At 56.9% G+C, this 26,549-nt stretch carries 20 protein-coding genes and 4 pseudogenes; 13 read left to right on the top strand and 11 right to left on the bottom strand.

All coding sequences use genetic code 11. From position 1 onward, the window contains the following. Positions 1–157: 157 nt before the first annotated feature. Positions 158–1,849 (bottom strand): D-lactate dehydrogenase, encoded by a 1,692-nt coding sequence (gene dld / locus GNZ12_RS35460; RefSeq protein WP_172316611.1) that lies wholly within the window; start codon positions 1,847–1,849, stop codon positions 158–160. 759 nt (positions 1,850–2,608) lie between these two features. Here dld and GNZ12_RS44730 point away from each other — a divergent pair. The 7 genes and pseudogenes from GNZ12_RS44730 to GNZ12_RS45655 form a co-directional block, all read left to right on the top strand. Next, a pseudogene (locus GNZ12_RS44730) lies at positions 2,609–3,065 on the top strand (FAD-dependent oxidoreductase); the annotation flags it as partial. A gap of 271 nt (positions 3,066–3,336) precedes the next feature. Continuing rightward, positions 3,337–4,206: an alpha/beta fold hydrolase gene (locus GNZ12_RS35455; RefSeq protein WP_172316610.1), complete on the top strand. Its 870-nt coding sequence runs from the start codon at positions 3,337–3,339 to the stop codon at positions 4,204–4,206. A 345-nt stretch (positions 4,207–4,551) separates the two neighbouring features. Beyond that, positions 4,552–5,532 (top strand): MBL fold metallo-hydrolase, encoded by a 981-nt coding sequence (locus tag GNZ12_RS35450; protein ID WP_172316609.1) that lies wholly within the window; start codon positions 4,552–4,554, stop codon positions 5,530–5,532. A 150-nt stretch (positions 5,533–5,682) separates the two neighbouring features. Next, positions 5,683–5,889 carry a hypothetical protein gene (locus tag GNZ12_RS35445; RefSeq protein WP_172316608.1) on the top strand — a complete coding sequence of 69 codons (207 nt, stop codon included), beginning with the start codon at positions 5,683–5,685 and terminating at the stop codon, positions 5,887–5,889. 34 nt (positions 5,890–5,923) lie between these two features. After that, complete coding sequence (locus GNZ12_RS35440) at positions 5,924–6,772, top strand: fumarylacetoacetate hydrolase family protein (protein WP_172316607.1); 849 nt, start codon at positions 5,924–5,926, stop codon at positions 6,770–6,772. Between the two features lie 223 nt (positions 6,773–6,995). Then, positions 6,996–7,772, top strand: coding sequence for a DUF899 family protein (locus GNZ12_RS35435; RefSeq protein ID WP_216673474.1), 777 nt, complete (start codon positions 6,996–6,998; stop codon positions 7,770–7,772). A gap of 365 nt (positions 7,773–8,137) precedes the next feature. After that, complete coding sequence (locus tag GNZ12_RS45655) at positions 8,138–8,791, top strand: DUF5134 domain-containing protein (RefSeq protein WP_172316606.1); 654 nt, start codon at positions 8,138–8,140, stop codon at positions 8,789–8,791. A gap of 302 nt (positions 8,792–9,093) precedes the next feature. On the opposite strand, the gene GNZ12_RS35425 is transcribed toward GNZ12_RS45655, so the two are convergent. From GNZ12_RS35425 to GNZ12_RS35415, 3 genes are all read right to left on the bottom strand, one after another. Next, on the bottom strand, positions 9,094–10,068 hold the full coding sequence (locus GNZ12_RS35425) for a LysR family transcriptional regulator (RefSeq protein ID WP_235993975.1): 975 nt from the start codon (positions 10,066–10,068) through the stop codon (positions 9,094–9,096). Positions 10,069–10,325: 257 nt separating this feature from the next. Then, a complete protein-coding gene (locus GNZ12_RS35420; protein WP_172316605.1) occupies positions 10,326–10,751 on the bottom strand; it encodes a PAS domain-containing protein in 426 nt (141 codons plus the stop codon). A gap of 202 nt (positions 10,752–10,953) precedes the next feature. Beyond that, positions 10,954–11,547, bottom strand: coding sequence for a TetR/AcrR family transcriptional regulator (locus GNZ12_RS35415; RefSeq protein ID WP_172316604.1), 594 nt, complete (start codon positions 11,545–11,547; stop codon positions 10,954–10,956). 402 nt (positions 11,548–11,949) lie between these two features. Here GNZ12_RS35415 and GNZ12_RS35410 point away from each other — a divergent pair, with 402 nt between their 5' ends. Further along, complete coding sequence (locus GNZ12_RS35410) at positions 11,950–12,573, top strand: isochorismatase family cysteine hydrolase (protein WP_172316603.1); 624 nt, start codon at positions 11,950–11,952, stop codon at positions 12,571–12,573. Positions 12,574–13,111: 538 nt separating this feature from the next. Here GNZ12_RS35410 and GNZ12_RS35405 read toward each other — a convergent pair. Together GNZ12_RS35405 and GNZ12_RS35400 are read right to left on the bottom strand one after the other, a co-directional pair. After that, the gene (locus GNZ12_RS35405) at positions 13,112–14,734 is read right to left on the bottom strand and encodes a methyl-accepting chemotaxis protein (RefSeq protein ID WP_172316602.1); all 1,623 of its coding nucleotides are present in this window, start codon (positions 14,732–14,734) and stop codon (positions 13,112–13,114) included. A gap of 1,087 nt (positions 14,735–15,821) precedes the next feature. Continuing rightward, positions 15,822–16,586 (bottom strand): SDR family NAD(P)-dependent oxidoreductase, encoded by a 765-nt coding sequence (locus tag GNZ12_RS35400; protein WP_172316601.1) that lies wholly within the window; start codon positions 16,584–16,586, stop codon positions 15,822–15,824. A 641-nt stretch (positions 16,587–17,227) separates the two neighbouring features. Here GNZ12_RS35400 and GNZ12_RS35395 point away from each other — a divergent pair. Next, positions 17,228–17,449: pseudogene (locus tag GNZ12_RS35395) on the top strand (thiolase family protein); the annotation flags it as partial. Positions 17,450–17,489: 40 nt separating this feature from the next. Here GNZ12_RS35395 and GNZ12_RS35390 read toward each other — a convergent pair. The 3 genes from GNZ12_RS35390 to GNZ12_RS35380 all read right to left on the bottom strand — a co-directional run bounded on the left by GNZ12_RS35390 (position 17,490) and on the right by GNZ12_RS35380 (position 21,731). Then, complete coding sequence (locus GNZ12_RS35390) at positions 17,490–19,661, bottom strand: FUSC family protein (RefSeq protein ID WP_172316599.1); 2,172 nt, start codon at positions 19,659–19,661, stop codon at positions 17,490–17,492. Between the two features lie 708 nt (positions 19,662–20,369). Beyond that, a complete protein-coding gene (locus tag GNZ12_RS35385; RefSeq protein ID WP_172316598.1) occupies positions 20,370–20,771 on the bottom strand; it encodes a tautomerase family protein in 402 nt (133 codons plus the stop codon). Between the two features lie 39 nt (positions 20,772–20,810). Further along, the gene (locus GNZ12_RS35380; protein WP_172316597.1) at positions 20,811–21,731 is read right to left on the bottom strand and encodes an alpha/beta hydrolase; all 921 of its coding nucleotides are present in this window, start codon (positions 21,729–21,731) and stop codon (positions 20,811–20,813) included. 92 nt (positions 21,732–21,823) lie between these two features. On the opposite strand from GNZ12_RS35380, the gene GNZ12_RS35375 reads away from it, so the two are divergent. Next, positions 21,824–22,609 carry an alpha/beta fold hydrolase gene (locus tag GNZ12_RS35375; RefSeq protein WP_172316596.1) on the top strand — a complete coding sequence of 262 codons (786 nt, stop codon included), beginning with the start codon at positions 21,824–21,826 and terminating at the stop codon, positions 22,607–22,609. Positions 22,610–22,729: 120 nt separating this feature from the next. Next, positions 22,730–23,209 carry a MarR family winged helix-turn-helix transcriptional regulator gene (locus GNZ12_RS35370; protein ID WP_172316595.1) on the top strand — a complete coding sequence of 160 codons (480 nt, stop codon included), beginning with the start codon at positions 22,730–22,732 and terminating at the stop codon, positions 23,207–23,209. A 236-nt stretch (positions 23,210–23,445) separates the two neighbouring features. On the opposite strand, the gene GNZ12_RS35365 is transcribed toward GNZ12_RS35370, so the two are convergent. Then, positions 23,446–23,781 carry a PAS domain S-box protein gene (locus GNZ12_RS35365; protein WP_172316594.1) on the bottom strand — a complete coding sequence of 112 codons (336 nt, stop codon included), beginning with the start codon at positions 23,779–23,781 and terminating at the stop codon, positions 23,446–23,448. Here GNZ12_RS35365 and GNZ12_RS45650 point away from each other — a divergent pair. Further along, a pseudogene (locus GNZ12_RS45650) lies at positions 23,777–23,938 on the top strand (short-chain dehydrogenase); the annotation flags it as partial. The gene GNZ12_RS35365 and the pseudogene GNZ12_RS45650 sit on opposite strands and share 5 nt — an antisense overlap. 51 nt (positions 23,939–23,989) lie before the next feature. Continuing rightward, positions 23,990–24,103, top strand: a pseudogene (locus GNZ12_RS45645) (2-hydroxychromene-2-carboxylate isomerase); the annotation flags it as partial. 574 nt (positions 24,104–24,677) lie between these two features. Here GNZ12_RS45645 and GNZ12_RS35355 read toward each other — a convergent pair. Beyond that, positions 24,678–25,862, bottom strand: a complete 1,185-nt coding sequence (locus tag GNZ12_RS35355; RefSeq protein WP_172316629.1) for a thiolase family protein — start codon at positions 25,860–25,862, stop codon at positions 24,678–24,680. Between the last annotated feature and the right edge of the window lie 687 nt (positions 25,863–26,549).

Raw genomic sequence — 26,549 nt, 5'->3', positions numbered from 1 at the left:
TCCGCACCGAATCGCCAATAGAAGCGGATTAATGACGGGGGCCTGAGGTCGGTGAAATGGAACTGCATGCATAGCAAACGAAGCTCCCCCACCTGGCTAGCACTAAATCAGTGTCAGAATGTCGATTTTTCTTGACTGTCGACACCCCTCGGCGCCTCTAATGCCAATATTTTTTCTTGCTCGTCTTCCCAATACCTGGATTGAAGCTATTCGTCGGGTCGAGCTGCCTCATTTGCGCCTCGTAACCCTCAGAAGCGTGATACAGATGGCCGACGTTATGCTCGGCGGGATATTTTGCACCGCGAGTGTCAAGGTATGCCAATACCTCTTTCTTGAAGAGAACGGCGTCGTATCCGGGTTTCAGGATGTAGTCCTGGTGATTCACAAAGCAGAAGAAATGTCCGCAGCAAGAATCCAACAGGACCTGCTCTCGCAGATGAGGCGGCAACTTCAGGCGCCATTCAGTGTCATTCCGACGTAGTGCCACATCAAATGCAAGCAATCTTTCGTTGGTGTCAATTCCGTGACTTTCGCAGTAGCAGATAGTGCAGGCACCGACGGTGAATCGCACAAGAAACGCGTCGCGAGCCTCGTCCTCGTTACATTCGAAGTACTTCCCTGTTCGAGTTGCAAAAAAGCGTTCGAGAAGTGTGGCCATCTCTGCGGCATCGCGCCCATCCGCCTTGATCACCAAGTGGTGTTCATACAAATCCAAATAGCTGGGGATGCGGTCAGCCAGACCAATTGGAGTGAGTGCGTTGGAGATCTGGATTGCCTTGTCCACGGTGTTTTCGGGAAGCAAGGGAACGCGCTTAACCAACCTGTCCCACCTCGCCTTTTGTGCGATCAATTCCGGAATCTTCTCGGGACCAAGGCGCCGGATCGCCTTGTAGATGTGTTTCCCGTAACGAATCGAGAGATCTAGCGCGCCTCTATGCATGTACTCCGCCTGGATCGGCAGTTGGGACAGGCTTGTCAAAAGGAAATGACGGAGCTCGACCAATTCAGATTCGTCGTTAGTTCCAATGTAGTAGGTGGTGGTATTCGCCGGGGCATCAAAGGTAGGCAAGCGAACGGCAAAGACCGCAAGTTTTCCTGCACTACCGGCGCTGTCGTGTAAATATTCCGGATTCCCATTGTAACGAGCGGGACTATCCGCAGTTACGTCACGAAGATTCTTTTCGTAATCTTCCGCCCACAACTTTCCGCCCCAGTCTGGCGAATCGCCCGTCGTGTACTGACGTGAAGCGAGGTTCTCGAGAATGGTTTTCGGATCCAGTCCTAGCTTGATTCCGAGATTGTTGACGAGTTGAAGCTTTCCACTCGTGTCGATCCTGGCGAAAAGCGATTTTTCAGTAAAGGCCGGACCCCGTCGAATCAACGAACCGCCAGAATTGTTACAGATTCCACCAATAACCGATGCGCCGATACATGAAGAACCAATGACAGAATGGGGTTCTTTATTGTATGGCTTAAGGGCATTTTCCAACTCGGTCAACGTTGATCCAGGGAACGCAATGACTTGCCTCGCGCCGTCAATGATTTGAAGTCCGCCAAGACGCCGAGTGCTGACGATTATCAGATCTCTATCGTAATCGTCCCCGTTTGGAGTCGAGCCTCCGGTGATGCCGGTGTTCGACGCTTGCATCAAGATGATTACGTCATTCGCAACACAAACTTCAAGAACCTGCCAAAGTTGCAGCAGCGTTCGCGGCAGTGCAATAGCGAGCGCTTTGCCGTGTCCAACCCGAAAACCCTTGGTATAAAAAACCTTCTCGTCTTCACCAGTCAACAAATCCGTTGCTGCAACCACACTTTGCAGCTTGCTTAATATCTCTTTACTTGACATATCAATACTCCATGCTGTTCAAGGCTCACCCCTTTTTATTGGAGCCACCTGACTTCTAGTAAAACCCATGAATACGCTAACCATTCGCGATTGGCCACAATGGATTGCCCGGTCAGTGCAGCCGATTCAGACCCGTTCAAGTACACAGTCGTCCTGGCTCGTTGACACATTCTTCGTCTCGGGCGCTCTGACGTCAGCCTCAGAAATGCTCGCTTCTTTCGCCTGTTTCGAAATCTGCTTGACAACCAGTGGGTCCGAGAGAAAACCGGGCAGACCGCGCCTGACGTGGGGCAACGATCACGCGCACTACATCTAGACCGCTCTCGTAAAAACGACAAAAAATCCGATATTGAGAATCCGGAATGGCGGTCACCTATATTATAAGTAGTACATAGTTATTAAAGATAATCCTTGAAAAGATCTTTTTCGTTGCCTTGGTGCGTTCCGAAGGCGCAATGGTAAGTACAAGTCGCAGCCACTTTCAATAGCGAAAAAGTGATGCCAACGATTCTGCGACTGAAGCGCAAACGGGGGAATATCCAGCCGGGCCTAGGTTTGAGCGATTTCCATTCCTGATTCGCCGCAGAATTGCCCGAAGCGTAAAACACCTTCTCAGCACTGGAAACAATGCTAAAAGAAACGCTTTGACGCTCGCAAGCATGCTCATGACAGACGCATTCTTCAAGTCAAGTTCGGGCTGCTGTCTCCTGAACCCCACGGGTAGGTGCGTGTCGGCGAGCGTCTCGCGGAGCTGGACACGGCGCCTCCGCGCGCAACGCGAAAAAATTTTTTGACATGCTTGTCGTCGGCTGCGGTCCCTCTGGCGCGGCGGCTGCAATCCACGCGGCACAAAGGCATTCACACCGGCGTGCCCGCCGAACGCTTCGGCGGTCAGGTGCTCGACACGATAGCGATCCAGACTTCGTATCGATGCAGGAAAAGGCCGGACCGAATTTCGCGGCCGCGCTCAAGTGGCACGTTCGCGCCTACGACTTCGACATCATGAATCTGCAGTGCCGAGACGCTCGTGCCGGGTGTGAAGACCGTTGAGATCCGCGCCGGAAGCGGTGCGACGCCGCGCGCAAAAAGCGCGGTACTCGGGACGGACTCGCCCTGGCGCGATGCCGACGCGCCGGGCGAGCAAGAATACCGCGAGGGCGTAGCTTACTGTCCGCGCTGCGATGGCCCGCTCTTCAAGGGTAAGCGCGTGGCGGTTAATTGCGAGCAAGGGGCCTCCTTCCGGAGTCCCGCCGGAATACCACAGAAGAAGATCAAGTAAGCGTCAATTTTCAAATCGGTATTAACACCTGGTTTGATCGATTGTTGAATGGAAATTTTGCGATTTGTCTACTGCCAGGAAAATTCATTACCTCGAAAGCGTCTTTATCGCCCCTCTTCTCACTCCTAGACTTCACGTGTCTCTCCGAGTCGGCGTGAGACACGCCCGGCATCAACCTATCTACTTCGGCCAATGATTGCGCGACACCATGAAAGAAATTCAATTGGTTCATCACACCGTTGAGGCAAACGGCATTCGTCAGCACTATGTAGAAGCAGGCACCGGACCCACGGTCGTCTTGCTTCACGGATTTCCCGAGACCTATTACGCGTGGCGTCATCAGATTCCCGTGCTTGCGCAGCATTTCCGTGTGATTGCGCCGGACTTGCGCGGCTATGGGGCAACGGACAAGCCGGCGGCAGGGTATGACAAACGCACGATGGCAAACGACCTGCTTGCCCTGCTCGACAAGTTGGATATCAACCGTATCGCGCTAGTGGGCCACGACCGGGGCGCACGCGTCGCGACGCGTTTCGCCAAGGACCATCCGCACAGACTTGACCGCCTGGTCGTGATGGATAACGTCCCGACGCGAGTAGTCGCGGAGCGGTTGAATGCCCAGATTGCAAAGGCCTACTGGTTCTTCCTGTTCCACCAGGTTCCCGATCTTCCGGAAGCACTGATCGCCGGAAACGAGCGCGTGTGGCTACGCCATTTCTTCACGGACTGGTGCTACGACCCGACGGCAGTGAGTGGCGAGGCGTTCGAGGAATACGTTAGAGCATACCAGGCGCCTGGTGCCGTCCGTGGAGCAATGTCCGACTACCGGGCGAACGCCGAAGACGTCGCACAGGACAAGATTGACGCACATGTGCCCATCAAGGTGCCAACGCTGGCGCTTTGGGGCGCCGAGTTCTACGCCGTCGGTAAAATGTTTGATATGGCCGAGGTATGGCGCTGCATGGCAACTGACATTCGGACATCCGCCATTGCGCAGGCTGGACACTTGCCGCAGGAGGAGCAGCCGGAGATTGTCAATGCCCAACTGCTCGATTTTCTGCAGAGTTGGAAAGGATAGCTACCGACTCAGAAACGCCGCGCTAGAGCGTGATATTCACTTTCATCAACGAATATTACTCTATTGATTCGAAACGTCCGATGCAGTTAAAGATAAGTCGGTGATCACATTGGACCAGATTCAAAGCGTCGTCCCTTCCGTCACAGCAGCATCCCAACAGGCGACTGTCGCACGATCCAGCTTTACCATCAAGGCAGTGCAGGTCCTCGAGAACCTGCGTGGCAAGTACCTGGGCAACGTGCACCCATCGGCGCCTATCCGTGGCGTTTCTTAATTCGACGACGTAAAAGCGCGCAATCACAACATCGTGGTTGCAGCTGATTTTATATTTACAGGATGAATATCATGAAAACACTCTGCTCCTGTAGTTCCGAACTCGGTGAGTCGTCAGTTGGCGGGAAAATCGCCAACTCGCGCCCTTCTTTCTCAAACATCGGCAGACTTCCGCAAGTCTCACCACTACATAGCCTGCAAGTTGGAGCCGCAAAGATTACCGTTATATCTGACGGCACTATCCCTCTCAATGCGCCCACACTGATCTCCGGCAAAGATACGGCGACATTGGAGAAGCTGTTGGCCAAGGCATTTCTTTGTGGCGAGGTCGAGACGTCGATTAACGTCTACCTGATCGAACTGAATGACCGCAAGATTCTTGTCGACACGGGTGCCGGAGAACTGTTCCGCCAAATTAACGTCGGCGGCAAACTTTTTACTCGCCTCGAGCATGCAGGGCTTGAACCCCAAGACATCACCGACATTTTAATTACGCATATTCATGTCGACCATTCGGGCGGTCTCACGATGGCAGGCAAGAGAATGTTCCCGAATGCACTTGTCCATGTTGGCAAGCCGGATGTCGACTTCTTTCTTGACCCGGAACAGGCGGCCACATCCGCATACCGGCCAGACGCACTACCGTATACCTTCGAGCAAGCAGTACTAACAGTTAAACCCTATGCGGAGTCGGGTCAACTGCGCCCTTTCGACAAGACCACTGAGATTGTCCCAGGCATTACGGCTTCACTCCACCCGGGACACACACCTGGCTCGGCTTTCTACGCACTAACCAGCGAAGGCCAAACCATCGTGTTTGTCGGCGATATCGTTCATATTGCCGCACTTCAATTTGCCGAACCTGAATTCACAATCGCGTTTGACGTGGATCCCGCAGGTGCCGTGGAGAGTCGCAGATCGGCCTTCGCCGAGTTCTCTCGCACGCAAGTGCTCGTCGCCGCACCGCATTTGCCTTATCCGGGTGTTGGGCATATTCGTCCAGACGGTGACGCTTACGCATGGGTACCTGAATCATTTATGGACCGCGAGTGATCGCGGAAACCGCGCAACAGTATCGGCTTCAGCGCCCAGAACCTGCACACGCAATCTGCTACAGAAAGCCCTGGACGATTTTCAAGCCAAGCTCACCTGATGGCAGCCAGGTGAGTGCAGGCTAATGACACGCGAAAGCAGGAGATGAAAGTGAAAGCAAAGGTTGTCCTGACAGATTGCGGCCGGGATTCCCTCGACATTGAACATCGCATTCTCGGGGAGACGGCAGACAGCCGCGACGCGCTGGCCGTCCTGCAATCCGGTGCACCGAGAGAAGTGCGCCGTGTCCTCGAATGCCAATGGTCGATCAACTTCGTCAACCCTGCTGTGTGTGGCGAAAACCAGGCTGGCCTGTAACGATCCTCCAGCCCCTAACTTAGAGAGATGCAAAATGAAGCTTTGTCGCTATGGTGAATTTGGCGCGGAAAGGCCTGCGATCGTTGACGAGCAAGGTACACTACGCGACCTGTCCGGCTACGTGTCCGACATCACGCCTGCGCAGCTTTCGGCGAGTGAGCTTGAAAAGCTGTCAAAAATTCGGCTGTCCGACCTGCCTATCGTACCGGGCAATCCCCGCATCGGCGCGCCAGTATCTGGCATTTCAAAGTTCATTGCTATCGGCCTGAACTATCGCGATCACGCCGAAGAGGCGGGCATGGCCATTCCCACCGAGCCCATTATCTTCATGAAGTCGACGACGTCCATCGGCGGCCCCAATGACGACATCGTCGTGCCACCGCACTCGACCAAGCTCGACTGGGAGCTCGAACTCGGCGTTGTGATCGGCAAAAAGGCGCAGTACATCTCCGAAGGAGAAGCTTTGGACTATGTCGCCGGCTACTGCTTGGTGAACGACGTTTCCGAGCGCTCCTTCCAGCTGCAATCCTCCCAGTGGGACAAAGGCAAGGGTTGCGACACCTTCGGCCCGATTGGCCCGTGGCTCGTGACCAAGGACGAAGTGCCCGACCCACAAAACCTGGACATGTGGCTCGACGTCAACGGCGAGCGTCGTCAGGGTGGCAACTCCAGGACCATGATTTTCTCGGTCAAGGAACTCGTTGCCTATTGCAGCCGCTACATGACGCTGCTTCCGGGCGATGTGATTACCACGGGCACGCCCCCGGGCGTCGGCATGGGTATGAAGCCCGAACCGACCTACCTCAATAAAGGCGACGTTGTGACGCTCTGGATTGAAGGACTCGGCACCCAAAAGCAACTGATCGTCGAGCGACAAGTATAAGACGGACCCCCTCCGTTATCCGCTAGAGATAACGGAGGATTATCAGGTAGGAGACCCGATTCATGCATATACCCATGATTTCCTGGCATCCTATACCCACGTGGTAGGTGCGGTTTGCACACGCCCGCTGACGGCGTAGTACGTCAGTACCCTCTTCGCAATCTCCAACGGACGCTCTGATCTTCACACTACGCAAGGAACAGAGTTCAGAGCATAGAGAAGGATGGAAACTATGGTTCTCAAGGGCACGCCACGCGACATGAACAAGTGGAGGGATGTACTCCTCGACCCGAATGCCAGATTCCCCGGCGAGTCGAATGAATACCGCCGCGCACGTAGTGAGCTGTTAGAGGCAGAATTAGAGCTTAAGGAGCTGAACGAACGAGTAGCCGCCATGCGCCGGGCACTCCCTGCCGGCGGCCTGATCAAGGAGGACTACGTCTTCGAGTCTGCCGACAATGGAAGCGAGGTGAAGCTGTCGGAACTGTTCGAGCCGGGCAAGAACTCACTGATCATTTACCACATGATGTTTCCGCGCTGGTCACAAGACCAACGAGCAGGAGCCCCAGGAGGCAAGACTGCCGAGCTGCCGCTTCTCGAGCAACCGTGTCCGTCTTGCACGTCGATTGTCGACGGGCTCGAGGGCGCGGCCTTTCACGTTGCCGAGCGAGCCAACCTCGTCGTCGTCGCGAAGACTAGCCCCGAACGGCTCGGCACCTACGCACGTGAACGCGGCTGGCACAATTTGCGCCTGATGTCCTCGCGGAACAACACCTTCAACCGGGATTACCGCGCTGAAACACCAGACGGCGGGCAGCGCGCCTCCTTGAACGTCTTCTCCCGCGACGCGGACGGAATCCACCACCACTGGGGGAGCGAAGCGACATACAAGCGCGGCGATACCAGCTCGTTCGATGCGATCTGGACAATCTACGGTGTTCTCGATCTGACGCGCGAAGGACGCGGAGAGGGCGGGGGCTTCCCCAACCTGCAGTACTAAGAAGTCTTTACACTTCTCTGTTCGTATCGGTTTGAGTGGCCCTGGAACAGGGTTGCTCCGACCGCGTCGGCATGGCTCCGCATCCACGGTGCACATCGGTGTGCGCGTGCCTCGTTATCTTCCACGCCGCGCGCCGAAGTCTAACTCCGAATACTGCGGTCTCCCGCTCGCCACCGCCTCCGGGTCACGCCTCATGACAAATTACGATCAAGCGCAATGACCGTTGTCGGCGGCCCAACCCATCGCAAGCTTCAAGCGGCCCCGACGTGCATGTCGGCAACGCGAGCGCACCCTGGCGCTTGCCTTCTGGTCGCCACGGTGTTGGTTCGCACTAGCCATGGAGCTACGTTGAAAGGAACCGTCGCATGATGTCTCCCCCCTGGCTGCTGGGCATCCTGACTGCGGTCATGCTGGTCATCACGGCAGTGAGCGCGATCCGCCTCGGAGCCGCTCAGTTACCAGCCAGCTGGTTTTCGGCTGTTAAGCCAGACGGGTCTTGCTCGTCTTCGCGTTGTTCAAATGGAGCCGATACTGACCTTGCGTATCTGTTGATGGGTGTCGCGATGGCGGGAATGCTGGCACCGAGCATGAGAACTCTGCCGTCACACGCGTGGGAGGCGATCTTTGGCTTGCTCACTATGTGGTTCGCATGGCGCTTATTAGCCGATACCTGGGTGAACGGCCGGCGGTCACTGGCGAGCGTGTATCGCGCTGCCCATGTACTGCACTGCGCAGCCATGGTCTACATGTTCGCCGCCCTCACGATGACTGACGACATCTGTAGGGGGGGTGCGAGAAGCAGCAGCATAGTACGGTCGTTCAAACTTCCGACTCTGGCGCTCGCGTTTGTCCTTGTCTGTTACGGTGCCTGGGACGTCCTCGCTCAACTGGCGGATCGACACGACAGTCGCCGAAACATTTCACTTGGCGCCGCCTCAGCTCGCAGCACAGTGCCGACGGTAGCGTGTCGTGTCGCCATGACCGTGAGCATGGCGGTCATGCTCCTGATCATAAGATGAGCGGGTGAATCAAACCGACCGTAGGTGGCCCTGCCTGGAGCTTGACGGGTACTTTTTGTCAGCTTTACGACGAGCATCAGTACCGCGAAAATTGCGAATCGTTTTTTCGTTTCCGCCAACTTGACCACCTGAAGTTAGATCCCCTCGTCAAGCGCAGGCTGTGCGGCTTCGTCGCGAAGCATATCCCTGATCGGCGACCACCGCGTTAAGCGTTCGACCAGTGGCCTGCTGCGCATGAAAATGTGAGCGGGTGGCGGTGTTGTGCAACGTCGAAGAATTGCACAAAGTCAAAATTGCAGTTCTCAGAAGCTATGGGGAAGGCTCAAGCCTTCCTCATCAATCCGCTCGAGCGCCTCGACCCGTGTTATCACATCCTTCAGCGAATGCGAAAGCGTCTCCCGCAGATGGTCGAGTATTGTCCGTACTTTCGCATCGAGGAATCGCCGGGACGGATACACTGCAAATACGGTAAAAGGACGTAGGCGGTATTTCGGCAACACACGTACGAGCGCACCAGATTCGAGATCATCCGCCACAGAGTACGTAGCAAGCGCACCAATCCCCGCTCCCGCAAGTAATGCTGCACGCATCGCGTCAGGTACATTGGTCTGGAGGGGCGACTTCGGGATATTCAGTAAATGCGACTCCTGTTCGCTTTCGAGATGCCATTCGTCTGGTGGTGCCACTGGCGAATCGAACTCGATGAGCGTGTGAGATGCGAGATCGTCTCGTGTACGCGGCGCGCCATGGCGTTTCAGGTAGCCCGGCGAAGCTACCATTATCGAATAGGCTGTGCCGAGCGGCTGCGCGACGTAGATTGAGTCGGGAAGTTGTGTTGCGGAGAACAGTGAAAGATCGTAGCCGTCCTCGACGAGGTTTGGCATGCACTGCTCGATCTTCAGTTCGACCTGGACATCGGGGCAGATTACCTGATAGCGCGTCAGCGCTGCGGCGACCAGACTTTGCGCGAGCCCGGGTGCGCAGTGTAGCCGCAGACGGCCCGCAGGCGTCTGGCTAGCGTTGCGCACGTCCTCCGCAGCAGCGTCAAAATCCGCGAGGATCGTTTTTGCACGCTCATAGAAGCGTCCGCCGGAATCTGTCAACGATAAATGGCGCGTGGTCCGGTGCAAGAGGACCGCCTGCAATTGCTCTTCTAGCGTATTCACGGCACGTGAAACCTGCCCGACAGTCATGTCGATTTCCTTCGCAATCGCCGTAAAGGAACCCTTCTCGACCACACGGACGAAGATCCGCATATTGCCAACAATATCCGCCATATTGTGTTATTCCTTACCAGTTCGCTTCCAATGCGCTGTGCATTGCCACTACACGCACGTCGTCTGCTGAAATTTACGTATGGGGGGAAAGCGCTGACGGTTACCCCCGCAGGCTCCCTCGGTTTTTCGCCTTCCATGGGCCTCGGGTCACGCAGCCGTAGTTTGTACGCCGAGCCACGAGCCAGTCTTGCGTGAACGACGTTGAAATTCTCAGTCGTATGGCCGTAAGCGCGACGTCACGTCAGTTGTGGTTCGCCTTAATTGCGCTCGCTGCCTGTGCTTACAGGACGGGTAGCGCGTTCTTTTTCGATGCGCTCCGTCACGTCCCGCACGACTGCCGCCGAACCGAGCACCGTCCCATCCGCGGCCTTCACCAGCGCAAACGTCATTTCGACGTAGAGCTTGCGTCCGCTTTTGTGTGTCGCGCGGGTCAAGGTTGGCCGTCCATGCAGTCTCGTCGCACCGTTCGCGATTGCCATCCCGAATCCGGTCGAGTGCGCGGCGCGTAGGTGCTCGGGGATGATCAGATCAAGCTTTCTGCCGGCCGCCTCGTTCGCGCTGTAGCCGAACAGTGTCTCGGCGGCACGGTTCCACCGTGCGATTGTTTCCGAGCAGTCCGCAAAGATGACGGCGTCGGATATCTGTTCGATTACCAATTCGGCCAGCGCAGGGGTGTCATTCATGATGTCGTTTCCTGGTGGTTGGTTCAATAATCGACGGACTTACCATCATGCCCCGGTCAACGTCGCGCCCCGTAGGACAAAGGGTGCGACGGTCGCCGGAAAAGGCACGCAGGGCCCATCCCGCAAGCCAGACTACGCCCCGGTGCTGCGTCACCGCGCAGACATTGCCTTCCGTTAACGACATGAAATATCCGATCGGCTTTTAGACATTGGATGCTTGATGGCCGTGCGGCATGACGAGGACACGCTCGACTTCGGCGGCCCATGTCCTGTCTCCGGTTGAACGAGCCAGCATATTCGCACCCACCATCGCGGCGAATACCACGACAAGGTCTTGGCGCGACAGCGAGCATGAAGCATCGGCATGCGCGATGTCTGCGAAAGTCGTGAATAGCTGCTCGACACCTTCACGATAGGCCTGACTGAAACCTTCACTCGCATGATGCGGAGCCGCATCTTGCCCAAGAGCGACCATGGGGCAGGTCTTCTCGATAGGCTTGCTAGCGAAGTAGTACGAGATGAGCCGGTTGAGCGTGCCGGTTACAGACCCTTTGTGCGATGTCGTCTTCGCTCTCCAGTTTTCAGCGGACCGTGCGAACCCTGACGAGCAAGCCTCGGCTATCAGTGCTTCTTTCGAGGCAAAGTGATTGTAGAAACCACCGGGCGTCATGCCCACGCGTGCCATGATCTCTGAAATGCTGACTGCGCCAACACCCGAGCCACGCATAGTCGCCGAAGTTTCATCAACGATGCGCTGGCGGTTCTTGTCCGCCTGTTCGCGATTCGAACGTCCCACAAAGAGCTCCTTCGATATTCGAGTTGGGAAACCGGCCTATCCGCATTTCCACACTGTTTCAGTTGGACCCCGATTCTAGGCGTCAGCACGGCGCATATCCCAGACATCCGACACGTCAAACGAAACTCGCCGCTCACGCGCGACTCGCACGCGAGCGGGCTCAAGGGACTGGTGCGACGGCGCGCTGCCCAATCGACTGCACTTTCGGAAGTGTCGATGCGAATGGCGCCGCTGCTCAAGACCTCTATGTACATACATACCGAGCAAGATCACTCTAAGGGGCACACAAAGCCTTGTCAGGTATCACGAAGTGCGGATAAAATAAATTATACCCGACATTTATTTTTTGACCGATACTGGACTGCAGGTTGGGTACGCTCCGTTCATTTTCTGGAAATTGCGATGGTCACTTACGAGCCTAGACTTACTGCCGTGTTGTGTGTCGATCTCTACAACGACTTCCTTAGCGAGGGAGGCAAGCTTTTTCCCTGGGTCGAGGACATCGCGAAAGAGAACAACATGCTAGAGAACCTCCGCTCCGTTGTCCGGACGGCAAGGGAGGTGGGTATCTCGATCTACCATGTTCCGCATCATCGATGGGAGTCGGGTGACTATGTCAACTGGAAATACCCGTCCCCCTATCAACTTGGCGCTGCCGAGCGGCAAGCCTTCGCAAAGGGAACGTGGGGAGGTACCTTCCATGACGATTTCCAGGTGCAGCCCGGCGACATCGTCGCGACCGAGCATTGGGCTTCAAGCGGCTTTCCGAATACGGATCTTGACCATCAACTCAAACGCTACGGAAAGGAGAAGATCATTTTGATTGGCCTTCTCGCAAATACGTGCGTCGAAGCGACCGCACGAATCGGTATGGAGTTGGGATATCACGTCACGCTTGTGCGCGATGCAACTGCTGCGCGCTCAAAAGAGGCTCTGCACGCCGCACTGAACATTAACGGACCGACATACGCTCATCAGATTCTCACCACTTCTCAGCTCGTGGAAGCAAAGAGAACGTCCGCTTAGTGCTGGTAACACAGCCGCTCTACAACCTGCGAGCATATGATTGTGCAAGCCTATGGGAGCAGCGCAACGCGCGTATCGACGCTTCGTTCAAGCCAGATAGGAGACCTGCCGACGCCACCCAGCCAAGCGCGTGCGCGATCGAGTATCCTTCACCGGATATCCGTTTTGAAAGTGTAGGCACGAAATTGCATTTCAGTTCTCGGAATCAGAGGTACTGTCCCACTGCGGGAAGATATTCTCCGGAAGATACAGTGCACATTTACTGTGCAGAAGTGCGACGCCTTGATCTGTCCTTGCCGTACAGTCCAGTTTGCTACGAAAAGGCCTCCAGCCTCACCCTAGATGCACCGAGGACTTTCGCACACTTCGCCAACGGCGGGCGCCAGATACGGACACCGCCAAACATGGTTTGCGCTGTCGGCGAATCACCGGTGATACGGATGGCCGCCTAAAAACTATCCCATTCGCCACGCTCAAAGGCTTGCGGCACCCTGACAGACTGCGCTGCGGGCCGCTTCGCGATTGGAGCCGCCAGCGCTCAGGCTCGCGCCGTCCACGCCGGTGTCTTCGTTGCGTGCGCTTGCCCGACATGGCGGATGGCCTCAGCGTCGCGTGAGGCATTCAGCCTGAACATCGAAACGGAAGTTTTCAGCTCGTTCGCCTGCGACTCGAGCGAGCTGGCGGCCGCTGCCGCCTGTTCGACCAGCGCGGCATTCTGCTGTGTGACTTCGTCCATCTGCGTGACGGCCTGGTTGATTTGGCCGATACCCTTGCTCTGTTCCTGTGATGCGGCTGTGATTTCACACATGATGTCCGTCACGCGTCTGATTTCGTGGGTGATCTCACGCATTTTCGCACCCGCATCCTGCACATGGCCTGCGCCTGCCTGCACACGCTCCACGGAATCGTGGATCAGTTCCTTGATTTCCTTGGACGCCGCCGAGGATCGCTGCGCCAGCGAACGCACTTCCGAGGCCACCACCGCAAAACCCCGTCCCTGCTCACCCGCCCTCGCCGCTTCGACGGCCGCATTGAGCGCGAGGATATTGGTCTGGAAGGCGATACCCTCGATGATGCCGACAATGTCGACAATCCTGTCCGAGCTGGCATTGATGCCGTCCATGGTCTCCACGACGCGTGCCATTACGGTGCCGCCCTGTTCGGCTACCTGGACGGCTTGCGCTGCGAGCTGGTTGGCCTGACTGGCATTGTGGGCATTCTGGGTAACCGTCGAGGTCAGTTGCTCCATGCTAGACGCGGTTTCCTCGAGCGAGGCGGCCTGCTCTTCGGTTCGCTGCGATAGGTCCTGGTTGCCCGCCGAAATCTGGTGAGTGGTGGTGGCAATCGAGTCTGCCGAAACCTTGATCGTGCCAATCGTCTGCGTGAGCTGCTCCTGCATACGCTTCATTGAAAACAGCAGGCTCGAGCGGTCGTCCTGAGCGATCTTTACTACGGTAGTCAGATCGCTATTGGCAATCTGGTTGGCAATATCGGAGGCATAGGATGGTTCGCCGCCCAGTGAGCGAATGATGCCGCGGTTGAGGAAAACCACGACGACCGACAGGACGCCGGCGAGTGCCAGTAGAATCCCGAGGCTCTGATACAGCGACGAGTGGAATGCAGTATCGAGGTCGTCGACAAAGAGCCCCGTCGTGATAATCCAGTCCCACGGCTGATACGACGCGAGGTAGGTGACTTTCGGAGAGGCTTCGGTTCTCCCCGGTTTCGGAAAGGAGTACGCGGTAAAGCCCTGACCGTCACGCTTGCTAAGATCGACCATTTCCCTGAAGAAGGTGACGCCATTCGTATCCTTGTAGTCGTCGACGTTTTTACCATCCATCTGCGGGTTGGTCGGGTGCATCAGGACTGTCGGTTTAGAATTAAGGATCACGAAATACCCGTTGTCCCCATACCGCATGTTTCGGATGCTATTCATGGCGCGCTTCTGAGCTTCCGCTGCCGACATAGAGCCGGCGGCCACCTGATCGCCAAAGGTCTTGGCCACACTGAGGGCAATCTCCGATGCGTGTTTCAGGTCCGCCTTGCGCTCGTCCAGCCGCATTTCTCGAGTCTGATAAGCGTTGTAGATAGATATGCCGGCGAGACACAGCAGGCACAGGATCAGAGGCAACCAGAGTTTTTGCGCAAAAGATAGCTTCATGTGCTTACCGACCTTTCAGATTGGTCAATGGGTATGGGGAGACGCGAAGTTCATTCTGAAGGGTGAGCTTCGACGGAATACATACATACATATAACGGTTCAAGGCCGATCGCGATTAATACCCGATCCGGGAACAGTCTTTTAAAGAAAATTGCAAGATACTGGCCGCCGGTATGTGATAAGGGCAGGCGCGGGCGCCGCAGGAGAAAAACGCCGGACGCCAAAACTGAAACTCGGGGGACCGGACAAGAGGCGACCGGTGCTTGGTGGATTCCTTCAGATTCAGGGCGACAAATTGGCTAGCCAGGAGTCTCTCGGGCAGGCTTTTCGCCGCTTACTTACCACGGTCGGCGCCGCGTCATCACTCCGATTTGCTGATGCGTGTGAGCACAAACAATTGTCGACACCGACTTTTCCACGAACTATGCATGGCGGCGCGCACGAGCGCTTCTTTAGACAAACAACAAGTGGCGCTTCGACGCTCGTCAGCGCTCGTCCCCCAAGCCGACCGTGAAGGGCCGTTCATGGCCGACATCTTCCTGACGCGAACGGCTGCGCACGATCTATTCCTCTCATTCGAGTCTCTGTGAAGCGAACCACTGGCATGCCTCGGCTGGGACTGCAACGTGCGCCTGAAAACACCATGAACACGGGGTCTGCCACCAGAAAACGGCGCAGCTTTGTGAACTGCACGTGAAAGGCCCAAAAAGCAATCCGAGGGTGTCATGGAGCCCGAGACACTTTTATGTATGTTGCTGTCATCTGACGTGCCGGTAGCGCCACGCCGGCTGACGTCACGTCAGCACGCGTTGCATTCCGGCATCTTTTTGCACTACAACAGATATGGCAAGTATTGAACGCCACCGTCAAATTCTCGAAGTCTATTCTCTGTCTGTTAATTGATCTGCTAAATATTGCCGCGCGCGTCGCATGTGCGACGCGCCACCGGCTACCTGTATAGCGAAGCGGCCGGCCAGCCGCTTCAACCTTACCACCCGAGGGTGTATATAGTTGGGCCATCAAGAAACGGTCCGTGCGTAGGCCCATCCGCTTCGACTACTACCCCCACCCGACCCATCGTGACGATTCAGGCCGTCCCTCCCCCATCCACGCTGATGTTCTGTCCGTGGATATAGTGACCGGCTGGTGATGCCAGCAGCAACGCGAGGCCCGCTACGTCCTCTGGTTCGCCGATCCGGCCCATCGGAATGCTCGCAACGGCTTTCTTTTCACGTTCAGGATCTTCCCAAAGCCCACGCGAAAAGTCGGTGCGCACCGCACCCGGGTTGATCGAATTGACGTTAATATTCGAAGGCCCGAGTTCGAGTGCAAGGTTACGCACAAGTTGGTCAATTGCAGCCTTCGACATTGCATACAAGCCGAGAAGTGCCGATCCACGCTTGGCCGCCCGGCTCGACATGAAGATGATCGACCCATCTTTGCGCGCGATCATCTGAGGCGCCAGCGCCGTGACGAGAGCGAAACTGCCACGCACGTTGTCGGCCATGACCTGGTCGAGTTGAGCGGTGGTATGGTTCAGAATCGAACCGGTTGGTGAGACGCCTGCGGCGCTCAGCACCAGAGTGTCGACGCGACCGAATGCCCGAAGTGCCCGTGCAGCGAACTGGTCAACGCTCGCAGGATCAGTAATGTCACAGGCTATTGCCTTGACGTCGATGCCATCCGAATCGTGCAGCCTAGCTGCAATCAAATCGGTGACTTCCTGGTCGCGACCGGAAATCACCACCTTCGCGCCAGCCGTGCCGAGCGCACGCGCAATCTCCAGTCCCATACCCTTGGTCGCGCCGGTTACGACGGCCACGCGGCCGCTCAGATCAAAAAGCTCATGCATGATTGTTAATCCATATTCCAAGTGTTGTTCGAGTTGCGTCTCCCGCTAAAGCCGCGGGTCACGCGAGCAGACGTGGCTCGATTGCGGTCCGTCGTAGATACCAGCCATGAAACCCATGGTCTGCCCGCAACAAAGAAGGGAATTCCCATTGATACTTGTACCTGCTAAATCTCTGAAGCACCAAAGCGGGCCCCTGCGTTGAGCCTATAGACGGGCCTTGACGCGTCTACTCTGCCGTCCATCACAATCACCTCCGCCGACCTTCCGATCCCTAGCGGACCGTATCTCGCCAGCGTGTAGAGGATCGAAAATTGCGTCGCCCGCAAACCAAATGGGTTCAGCGCCTGATCGTATGCGGCCGTGAGATAGCGTGTCGCGTGGCGGGCTGCCAGACAATTGCAGCGACCTTCGATATCTTCCACGGGTCTGCTACGCGTTGCCATTAATAGTGGCTCATTCAAATTCGCAAACAGGCGATATTATGAGTATATACTCCTTTTTACATCGAGAGTTGTCTGACGTAGAAACTAGGCGGATCGCCACCCTGCGACGACCCTTCGGCGCCCTTGCACAATGCCGGCAATGTGTGCCGCGCAAGCTGCAGACTCTAAGATTTCCACAAACTCGTGCTCAGTCCGACAAGCGGTGTGCGTATGAACCCCGCACGCCAGGCCGCGTCCGACGGAGGGTTGCCAGTGTCAGTGGCCGCGCCGACCATTGACCGCGTTTGCGGGCCGGGCGCCCAGGCAATCGAATCCGCCACCTGCACGGTTGCGCCAGGTCTAGCTGACGCGGCAATTGCCGGAAGTATGGTGAACATGGATCGGGCACCATACCTGCTTGACGGTGGTCGGTGCGGCTACCATGGGCGACGCTGAAAGAAAGACTGAACTAGCGCGTCGATTAGCGCATATTGAACGGCGCGTCTTTATCGAGCAAGGCAGTGCGAATGAAACGCAGGCTGCCGAGCATGCGCTGCAGGTCGTGGTGTCGCTCGCCATCCGCAGGGACGGTATCGAGAACCCCCTGCGCGATTGCGGTGGTCTCGCGCAACGACGTCAACACGCGATCAAGACCACGCCTCTCGGGACGTTCAAACAGCTCTGCTATATCGGCGCTCATCTCCTCGAGGCAGGCGCTCCAGCGTGGATGCAGCCCCTCGACATAAGTCGCGTGGGCCGCTTCGTTACGTAGGTCGATAACGGCATGTCCCACTTCGAGCGTGACGAGCATCCATCTCAATGCGTCGCTATGCTGGCGCGAGCGATTCTTCAGCAGCACGCGCAATTGCGCCATCAAATCGTGGGTGCTCGATTGAAAGTATTGATTTAGTCCGCCCAATTCACCCTTGCAGGCGAGTACGACCTGAGATCGCAAACTTCCTTTAATCTTGCCGATCAGCCATGGCATCTGCGCGGGGAAAATCACTGCCAACACCAACGAGGCAACGAGCATCGCCGCGACGAGTGCGACGCCGTTGTTGATCAGGAGATCCGGCTGATAACTCACCACATTGTCCGGGCCGGCCAGCAAGCAGAAGAACACCGAAAAGCCCACACCGTAGCCAGAGATACCTGGGCGCATCGCGATGAACGCGCCGAATGCCAGCACGGGCGCAAGCGTCACGCAAAGAAGCGGGAAGCCATCAATGTTCGGATACACATAGCAGGTGAACAGGTAGGCCACCACGGTGGCAAAGACAGTGCCGATGGCAATTTGCAATGTCATCTTCGATGCATCGGGCGCTGTCGAGCTCAATGCACACATGATCGCTGCGCCGATGAAGGCGAGGCCGCCGCTCGGCCAGTCGGTCTCGATCCAGAACCAGGCGACGATCCCCATGACAACCACCGAGCGCAGGAACGTAAGCCCGACCACCAGGCCGTTCGTTTTGCTGACGTACCGGACCACCGGCCACTCCTTGACTGGCGTGTGTTGCTCGATCGATGCGGAGGTCTCCGCATAACGGATGAACTCGTCTACGAAGCGATACAACAGCTCGGTCGAGGTATCGAAATCGGCCAGCAATTGAGGCACGGAAGCTTCCAGAGGGCCGCGCGCCTGCCGCACACGTCGTGGCAGCGTAACCTGAAAGATCCGCAGTTCGACTGCCGCACGAGTTGCATGCGACGCACCGGAATTCTGCTCATTCCGACGGACTAACAGGGCCGATAGTTCTTCGAAATATGGCGCAATTGTATCGACAACCGGGGTCAAGCCGTTTGCCTTCAATCGCTTGAGCAATTGATTCAGCGCGTGCAAGCGGGCACAGACGTCCATGAACTCGCTATTCAGGCGCGCCAGACGTTGGCTGCGCGTGCGCACGCCTGGGTCTTCGAAAGCAGCGAACGCACGCGTTGCCTCAAAGCCCACGATTCCATCCACAAGGTCCGCAAAACGCTCCTCGAATACATCCCGCTCGACCTTGCCGCCGAGCACCTGTGCAGCGAACGCCGTAAAATCGAGGTACCGATTGCGTAACGTGCGTTGCAGTGCGACGCTAGAACTTCGGGGCGCGATCAACGCACTAACGGCGCTCGAGCACGCAATGCCGACCGCGACCTCCGCAGCGCGCGTGAGGGCAGCGAGAAACAAATTGTTTGGGTCTGTCACGGTGGGAACGCCGATCAGTGCGGCGGTATAACCCGCCAGCACGAAGCCGTACCAGCGAAAATGCCGATACCGGAGCGCCGCAGCAATGCAGCCACCTATCCAGCAGCTCAGAGCAAGCATGTAGAGTTCGGGCTGCTGCACGAAGACTGCTCCCAGCACGAGCGCGGCGATTGCCCCCGCCGCAGTCCCGATGATCCGATAAAAACTTTTCGCCAGCACCATGCCGCTAAACGGCTGCATCAGCACAAACACAGTGGTCATGGCGGTGCGGGGCTGCTGCAGATCCAGGAGCATGGCGATGCCCAGCGCGAGCAGCGCCGCGGCCACTGTTTTGAACAGATGCATCCACACAAGACCGTCGCTCGTCGCCCAGTCGCGACTTGCTGTGGGCAGCGCGCGCAGTACCGCAGTCCATCGCCGACGAAGGTCGGACGTTTGCTGGATCAAATGCTGGTGTTTCATGAAAGTAACGCCGCGCCGTCGGTTGTCGTTCGAACTGGAAAGAGCGCCGGAAATGTCGCTGCACACTCCGGCTGGCATGGAGCCGATTGTAGAAGTCCCAGAGGTGCAGATAAATGACACACACGGGGAGTGTCCGTTTCCGATCGAACAACAATTGCGTTGCGCGACGGGTCTACAGCACTCCGGGCGATGTCGAGGTCAAAGTCGGCGGCCACGATCGCTGTGCCAACAATCGCAAGCCTGCGCGCGCACTGACAATCATGAACGGTGCGGCTAGCGATAGCTCGAAGGCGGATTTGCAGTTCAGCTCCGCAATGGTAGGGCAAGAGATCGCGGCCCGCACCACGGGTTTTGCTATAGATCGTTAGCAATATCGCGACATCGAAGCGTCGCTGACACTCTTACGACTCTCGAATTCCGACTTGCAAACGCTAGGCTGGATAGCGGATCTGTATGGCTCGATGAGGCGCAGACCCTACGCGAGCATGGCAGGCCAGCCGCTCGCACAAGCTATTCTCCTTCGGCTCGAAGGACGAGACGGCAAGCAATCAAGCCGTATCATCTGCAAAATGCCAGTAATGGACCGTACACGCTGAAGGCTCGGGTGCCGGACGGGCGCCGTCGTCGAGACGATGACAGATACCTTGTTATCGACACCCTCACGTTCAGCCACCGCGGCGACGAGGTATGCGGCCGCCGGCAGTCAGATCACCACTTCGGCGCGGCATCCGCCAACTGGGCCACGCCCCGGCCGAATGAGAAATTCTCGTTCGGCACTGGCACAAGCGCGACGAACACATCATCGGGTGATATCCCGGCGGCCTTCTCCAGCAAACGGGTTATCGCGGCCAGCAGGGCATTTTTGTCTGATGCGGGACGATGCGCGCCGATCAGAACTGAGATGATCATGGCGTCCGCCGTTCGGTTCATCCCCATGAACGTGGGATCGATGAACAGCTCATCATCGCCATGTTCACTGATCATTACAAAACGGTCTCCCTTGGGAATGTTCAGTGCTTCGACGAGCGACTGATTCAGCGCATTGCCGATGGCAATCTTCTGCTCCTTCAGAAAGCGGCCTTTCGGGATGTGGGCATGAAATACGGGCATAGCTTGTTCTCCAGATGATTACAGTTTTGGGACAGTTCGCTACCGCACCGCGGGGCAATGCCCGCCCTGTGCGAGGTGTTGCGCAAACCATTCGGTGGCAGCCTTGCTGGCAATAGCAAATGCTGCGTCATACGGATCAAAGTGGCCGCCTGGAACCAATACGAGGCGTTTGGGCTCGAGTGCGCGCTCGTAAGCGTCGAGTTCCAGATCAGTCATGGTCAGACGGTCATCGGTGGCGATGACCATCAGAAGTGGCGTTGGCGAAATGCGACTTATCCAAACGCCCGGTTCGTAGGTACGCGCTGCGAACGACGACCTGAGCGTGACGATATTCGTCCAATCTGCCCCACCAAGATCCTGGGAGTAGAAGGCAATCGCATCGGGCGAACGGTATGCCGCGAGTGCGCTCGGATCCGCGTTGACTACAGCCTGCAGTCGCGGAGGATCTCCACGGTGTTGCGCCCGCAAGTCATCGGCCAGCGTCGCAAGAAAACCGGGCAGCGCATCAGGCGATACCCGGCGCCGGCTTTGCTCGAAGCCGCTGATAGTGGGTACCTGTGAAACCACACATTTGACCCGCCGGTCGGTTGCTGCCAGCACGAGCGCATGGCCACCGCTAAAACTGCTGCCCCATATGCCGATCCTGCTGGGGTCAACTTCCGGCAGCGTTTCAAGGTACGAAATCGCCCGCCGCCAGTCGGCGATCTGTGCCCAAGGATCGATGTCCTGCCTTGGTGTCCCATCGCTCGCGCCGAAATTACGATGGTCGTGAACCAGCACAACAAACCCCGCCTCTGCAAACGCGCGCGCGAAGCCTTCAAGCCCATGCTCCTTAACGGCGGCAAAGCCATGACTCATTGAGATAGCGGGTTTTCGGCCATCACGTTCGGGCACAAACAGCCAGCCGCGCAGGGTCACGCCGGCCTCCCCCGAAAACTCCACGTCGCGTTTGCTGATCATCGGGTACCCCTTCCTTTACAATATGCGCATATGCTCATAATATGCTGGCTATACGCTTCTGGCAAGCGGATTTCCTTATCAGGAGAAACAGCATGGCAATTGATTCACATCAAGTCCACAAGACATCGCCCGGGCGGCGAACCTCAGTACGCGAGCATCAGGCATTGGTGTTCATCCACGGCTTTCTGGATAGTCACGTCAGCTGGGAGCCGCTGATGGAAGCCCTGTCGAAACACGGCGTCCCATCGATCGCGCCGGACCTGAGCGGTGCCGGGAAGCGGCAAGCGCACCCGGGGCCCTATACCCTCAATCAGGCGGTGACCGACATTCTGGAGCAACTCGATGAGCAAGGACTCACGAACGTGGCGCTCGTCGGCCACAGTATGGGCGCCCAGATCGCCGAGCTCATCGCGTGGCAGGTGCCGGAACGGGTAACTTCGCTGACACTTATCACGCCCACCCCCCTCGCCGGCAACATCCTGCCAGAAAGTGCCCGGGCAATGCTCCGCGAGTGCGGCGCCGACGCGCTCGCCCAGCGCAACATCCGCATGCAGTTCTCAACGAACCTGAACGGCGACCAACTCGACCAACTTGTGCAGCCGACAGTACTGATGGGCAAGGAGGTTGCTCGCGATTACTACGATGCTTTCATCCAGGGCGATGCGAGAGGTCACTCCCCGTGCACCTACGGAGGGCCCACGCTCATTCTCGGATCAACCGATGATTCTGTCATTCCTGCCCAACAGGTGGCTGAGATCCACCGGAATCGCTTTCCTAACGCCGACTTGAGACTGATCGACGGCTGCGGGCATTGGCCACAGCTGGAACAGCCGGAGAGAACGGCGGAAGTTCTCGCAAGTCACCTGCAATTGAGTTGATCAAAGCAGCTCGATGCTCGACGTTCCGCCCCCTTCATCGACCGAAATTCCTCGCCGCCTTGCATATATGAGCATATGGTCATATATTTCTTACTCAGACAAAATTTCGCGAGACGAGAGATGGCAGCACACCAGAAACGATTAAACGATATCGATGGGCTTTGTAATTGCCTCGCGGCCCGCCAGGCATCGCGGTACCTGACGGCTGTATATGACCAGGCGTTGAGTCCGGTCGAGTTGCGAATAACGCAGTTTTCGATTCTTTATAAGCTGGTGAAGAATGGCCCATTGGTCATCGGCGAGCTTGCCAGCAAAATGGCGATGGATCGAACGACCCTCTCGTCGAATCTGAAGCCGCTGGAACGTGATGGACTAGTCAACATCGTGCCAGGAGAGGATCGTCGCGTAAAGCAGGCGATGATTACGAAGGCCGGGCTTGCGCGGTACCGGATGGCGCTGCCGCTGTGGAGCGGAGTGCAGGCAAAGTTTGAAGGGACTTACGGCAAACAGCCTGCGGCCGAATTACGTAATGCCTTGCGGACGGTACTCAACTCCGGTTTTGAGCCATGGGCAGAGAGCGGGTCCGCAGCAAGCGCTTGACACTGTTCGGACCGGAGAGGTCGCCACGGAATGGCTGGCCTTCTCCGGATTCACCCCGAGGAGGAGTGACGGTTGGGCCGACCGCCCATTTTTTTAGGAAAGATATGCGCATATACTCATACATGATAGATGAATGATAATCGGGCCGGTCGAGCGCGGCGACCGTCTTGTCTGAATCCAGGCACACGTTATCCAGGTTGGAGAAACGACTGGCTTGCCACGAGCGCGGCGTCACATCAGCTATGCCTCGCCTCAATTGCGCTTACAGGACGTGCAGCGCGTTCGCGTCCGATACGCTCCCTCACGTCCCGTGCGACCGCCGCCGAGCCGAGCGCCGTCTCATCCGGGGTCTTGATCAACGCGAATGTCATTTCGACGCAGAGCTTGCATCCGCTCTTGTGCGTCGCGCGGGTCAACGTTGGCCGTCCACGCAGTCTCGTCGTGCCGTTCGTGATCGCCGCCCCAAATCCCGTGGAGTGCGCGGTCCGCAGATGCTCCGGGATGATCAGATCAAGCTTGCTGCCGAGCGCTTCGTTCGTACTGTAGCGGAATAGTATCTCGGCGCCCATCATTGAAACGACCGCTCAGACGTACTTCAAGGTGTGGGAAATGGCGTGTTTTGCCGGCTTCCTTGTCGGTCGTGAAGCGGCAAAGGTAATGCTGCCACGCAATCGCGGAACCATCATTTTCACCGGCGCAACCGCAAGCGTTCGAGGCTCCGCCGATTTCAAGGAACGAGTCACTTCGCCTGCGGTAAAAGAGAAGCTCAGGTGCAACACCGAGGAAGCTGTCAGGGCTGGCGTCTTCGGATGTCCGACCATCATGGTGAGAGAGACGCTATTCTTTGGACAAGGCCCGTCCGACTTCGTCAGGGAAACACTTAGTTCGCGTTGACGAAGTAGTGATGCGATGAAGAGGCGGCGGTTCACTGGGCGAAGTGATTCGTCGTAAGGCGCGGAACATACGGACGGGCATGGAAGCGTACGTGTTATGCCATTAGTCCGGCCCACCTCGCAAGTGAGCATACGGACATACAGGACGCCGTCGGATGCATTTCGGATTTCAACCCCTCAGGACTGCGGCAACAACCGTTTCCGGTGTCGTGATAATTAACAAATGAGCGGATTCGCGCTCGCCAGCGTTATTCGCACCGCGAGCTTCGTATGTTCCTACAGCAGCGAGGCACGCTCAACTGTTGCCGAGTCCCAAGATGGCGGCACACCCTAGTCCTCCGACGACTCACCTAGCCGCCCTGAAGGTTCGCGTCAATTTGGATATCGCGCAGTGTATCGACCGTTGCCCCTATGATTTGCCTGGTGGTGTGAAGTCGATGATGCTGCCAGCTCCATGGCGCAAGATCGCATGGCGTCCATACACTGCACTCCGATTTGGCGTGGATATGCAGTTGACGGCGCCACGCGCACGACACAAAGCGGTGGTGCATTAGCCTTTGAAAGTGGGAATCTAATCAGACAGCCTCGAGTGCCAGTGCGATGCCCTGTCCGCCGCCAATGCAAAGCGTCACAATTCCTCGCTTGATGCCGTCACGTCGCATCGAATGCATCAGACGTGTAGCCAAAACGCTACCAGTCGCCCCGATGGCGTGGCCGTGAGCTATTGCACCGCCCTCAACATTAGTAATGTCTTGCGGCAAGCCAAGTTCCTTTAGCACTGCCAGAGGCACCGCGGCAAAGGCCTCGTTGATTTCCATCCGTTCGACATCCGTCTTTTGCCAGCCTGCGCGCTCAAGCGCGATCCTCACCGCCGGCACCGGACCGAGCCCAAACATCCCAGGTTCCACTGCAGCCACGCCAAAGCCCGCAAGGCGTGCGTAAGGAACTAGACCCTGCGATTCGACGAAGGAACGTTCAGCCACCACCATAGCGGATGCACCGCTGTTGAGACCCGGCGCATTACCGGCTGTGATCGTTCCGTCCTTGCGGAACGCAGGCCGCAACTTGCTCAGTGACTCCGCGGTTGTGTCCGGCCGCGGCTGCTCATCTTTCTCGAACAGGATCTCACTTTTCTTCCCTTTGAGCGTAATCGCCGTGATTTCCGCAGTGAAGTGTCCCGTCAATTGCGCCGCGGCGAAACGCTCCTGTGATCGTGCGGCCCATTGATCCTGCTCCTCGCGGGAAAGCCCAGCTTTCTTTACGAGGTCTTCGGTATGCCAACCCGAGTGTTCGCCCGAAAACGCGTCGTTCAGACCGTCACGCAACATGCTGTCGTGAACTTCGGCATTACCCATCCGATAGCCCCATCGACCGCCGTCAAGGAGGTACGGTGCCCGATCCATGTTCTCCATGCCTCCGGCAATCATGACGTCACCGAGGCCCAAGGCGATCTCACACGCGGCCGATACGATTGCTTGCGCTCCCGACCCGCAGACGCGGTTCACAGTAAGCGCAGGGACCGACACAGGCAAGCCCGCGCCGATCGCTGCCTGACGAGCAGGGTTCATTCGATTTCCAGCCTGAATGACGTTACCCATGACAACAGAGGCAATCTGATCAGCATTCAGTCCGGTGCGCCTTAGAGTTTCACGCACAACGGCAGCGCCTAGTTCCGTTGCGGGGACGTCCTTCAACGCGCCGCCATAGGCTCCGATTGCCGTGCGCACCGGGGCGCATAGAAAAATTTCTCTCTTATTCATACGGTCCACCTAATCTAAAAATGTTCGTTCAAGCAACGTCTTCGGTCGCACACTCGGCCCCAATATTCCGGCGCCTCCAATTGTCTACCTAGTGCGTAGTCTTGCCGGAAGTCATCCGTACCGCGAAGCCTTGATGGTTCGAACCCGACAACGAGCCGGCGCACTCGACAGCTTCTCAATTAGTCCGATGAGGCTAATGTACCCTGCCCCCAGTTGAAAATCTTCACTCTCGATTCATGTACGCCGGAACCCAGTGTACTCGCATACACGAGCATATGCACCCAATCTATCAGAGCCTCTTTGAAGTGATCAAGTATTGCTGAAACCATGAGATATCCGCGGCTGCTGAACCAAAGCAGCGGCCGGCGATATGATTTGCAGCGCGCGGATGTATTGAAAAATGGCGCTTGCGAGTTCATCATCGCTCGTTGCAACCATCTCGCCGGGGTCCGCAACCGCAGTGATAAGTAGAATTAGCAGTCCCTTTTCAATGGCGAAAAAATGATGTCCGCGACTTCGCGATTGACACGTCAGCCAGAATGCCAACTCTGTCTGGGTGTGAACTGTGCCGATCCTTCTCTCTATGTCGAATTTCCTAACCCGTAAAACACTGTTTCAGCGCTGGAAATGAAGAGAGGGGAAAACTCTGAATGGAGCCCATTAAAGGCATCGTAAATGTTTGTCAGG

This window comes from Paraburkholderia solitsugae (genome assembly GCF_013177695.1).
Lineage (GTDB): Bacteria > Pseudomonadota > Gammaproteobacteria > Burkholderiales > Burkholderiaceae > Paraburkholderia > Paraburkholderia solitsugae.
Note: the sequence above shows the minus strand (reverse complement) of the source record. Positions and strands in the feature narration are given on the sequence as shown.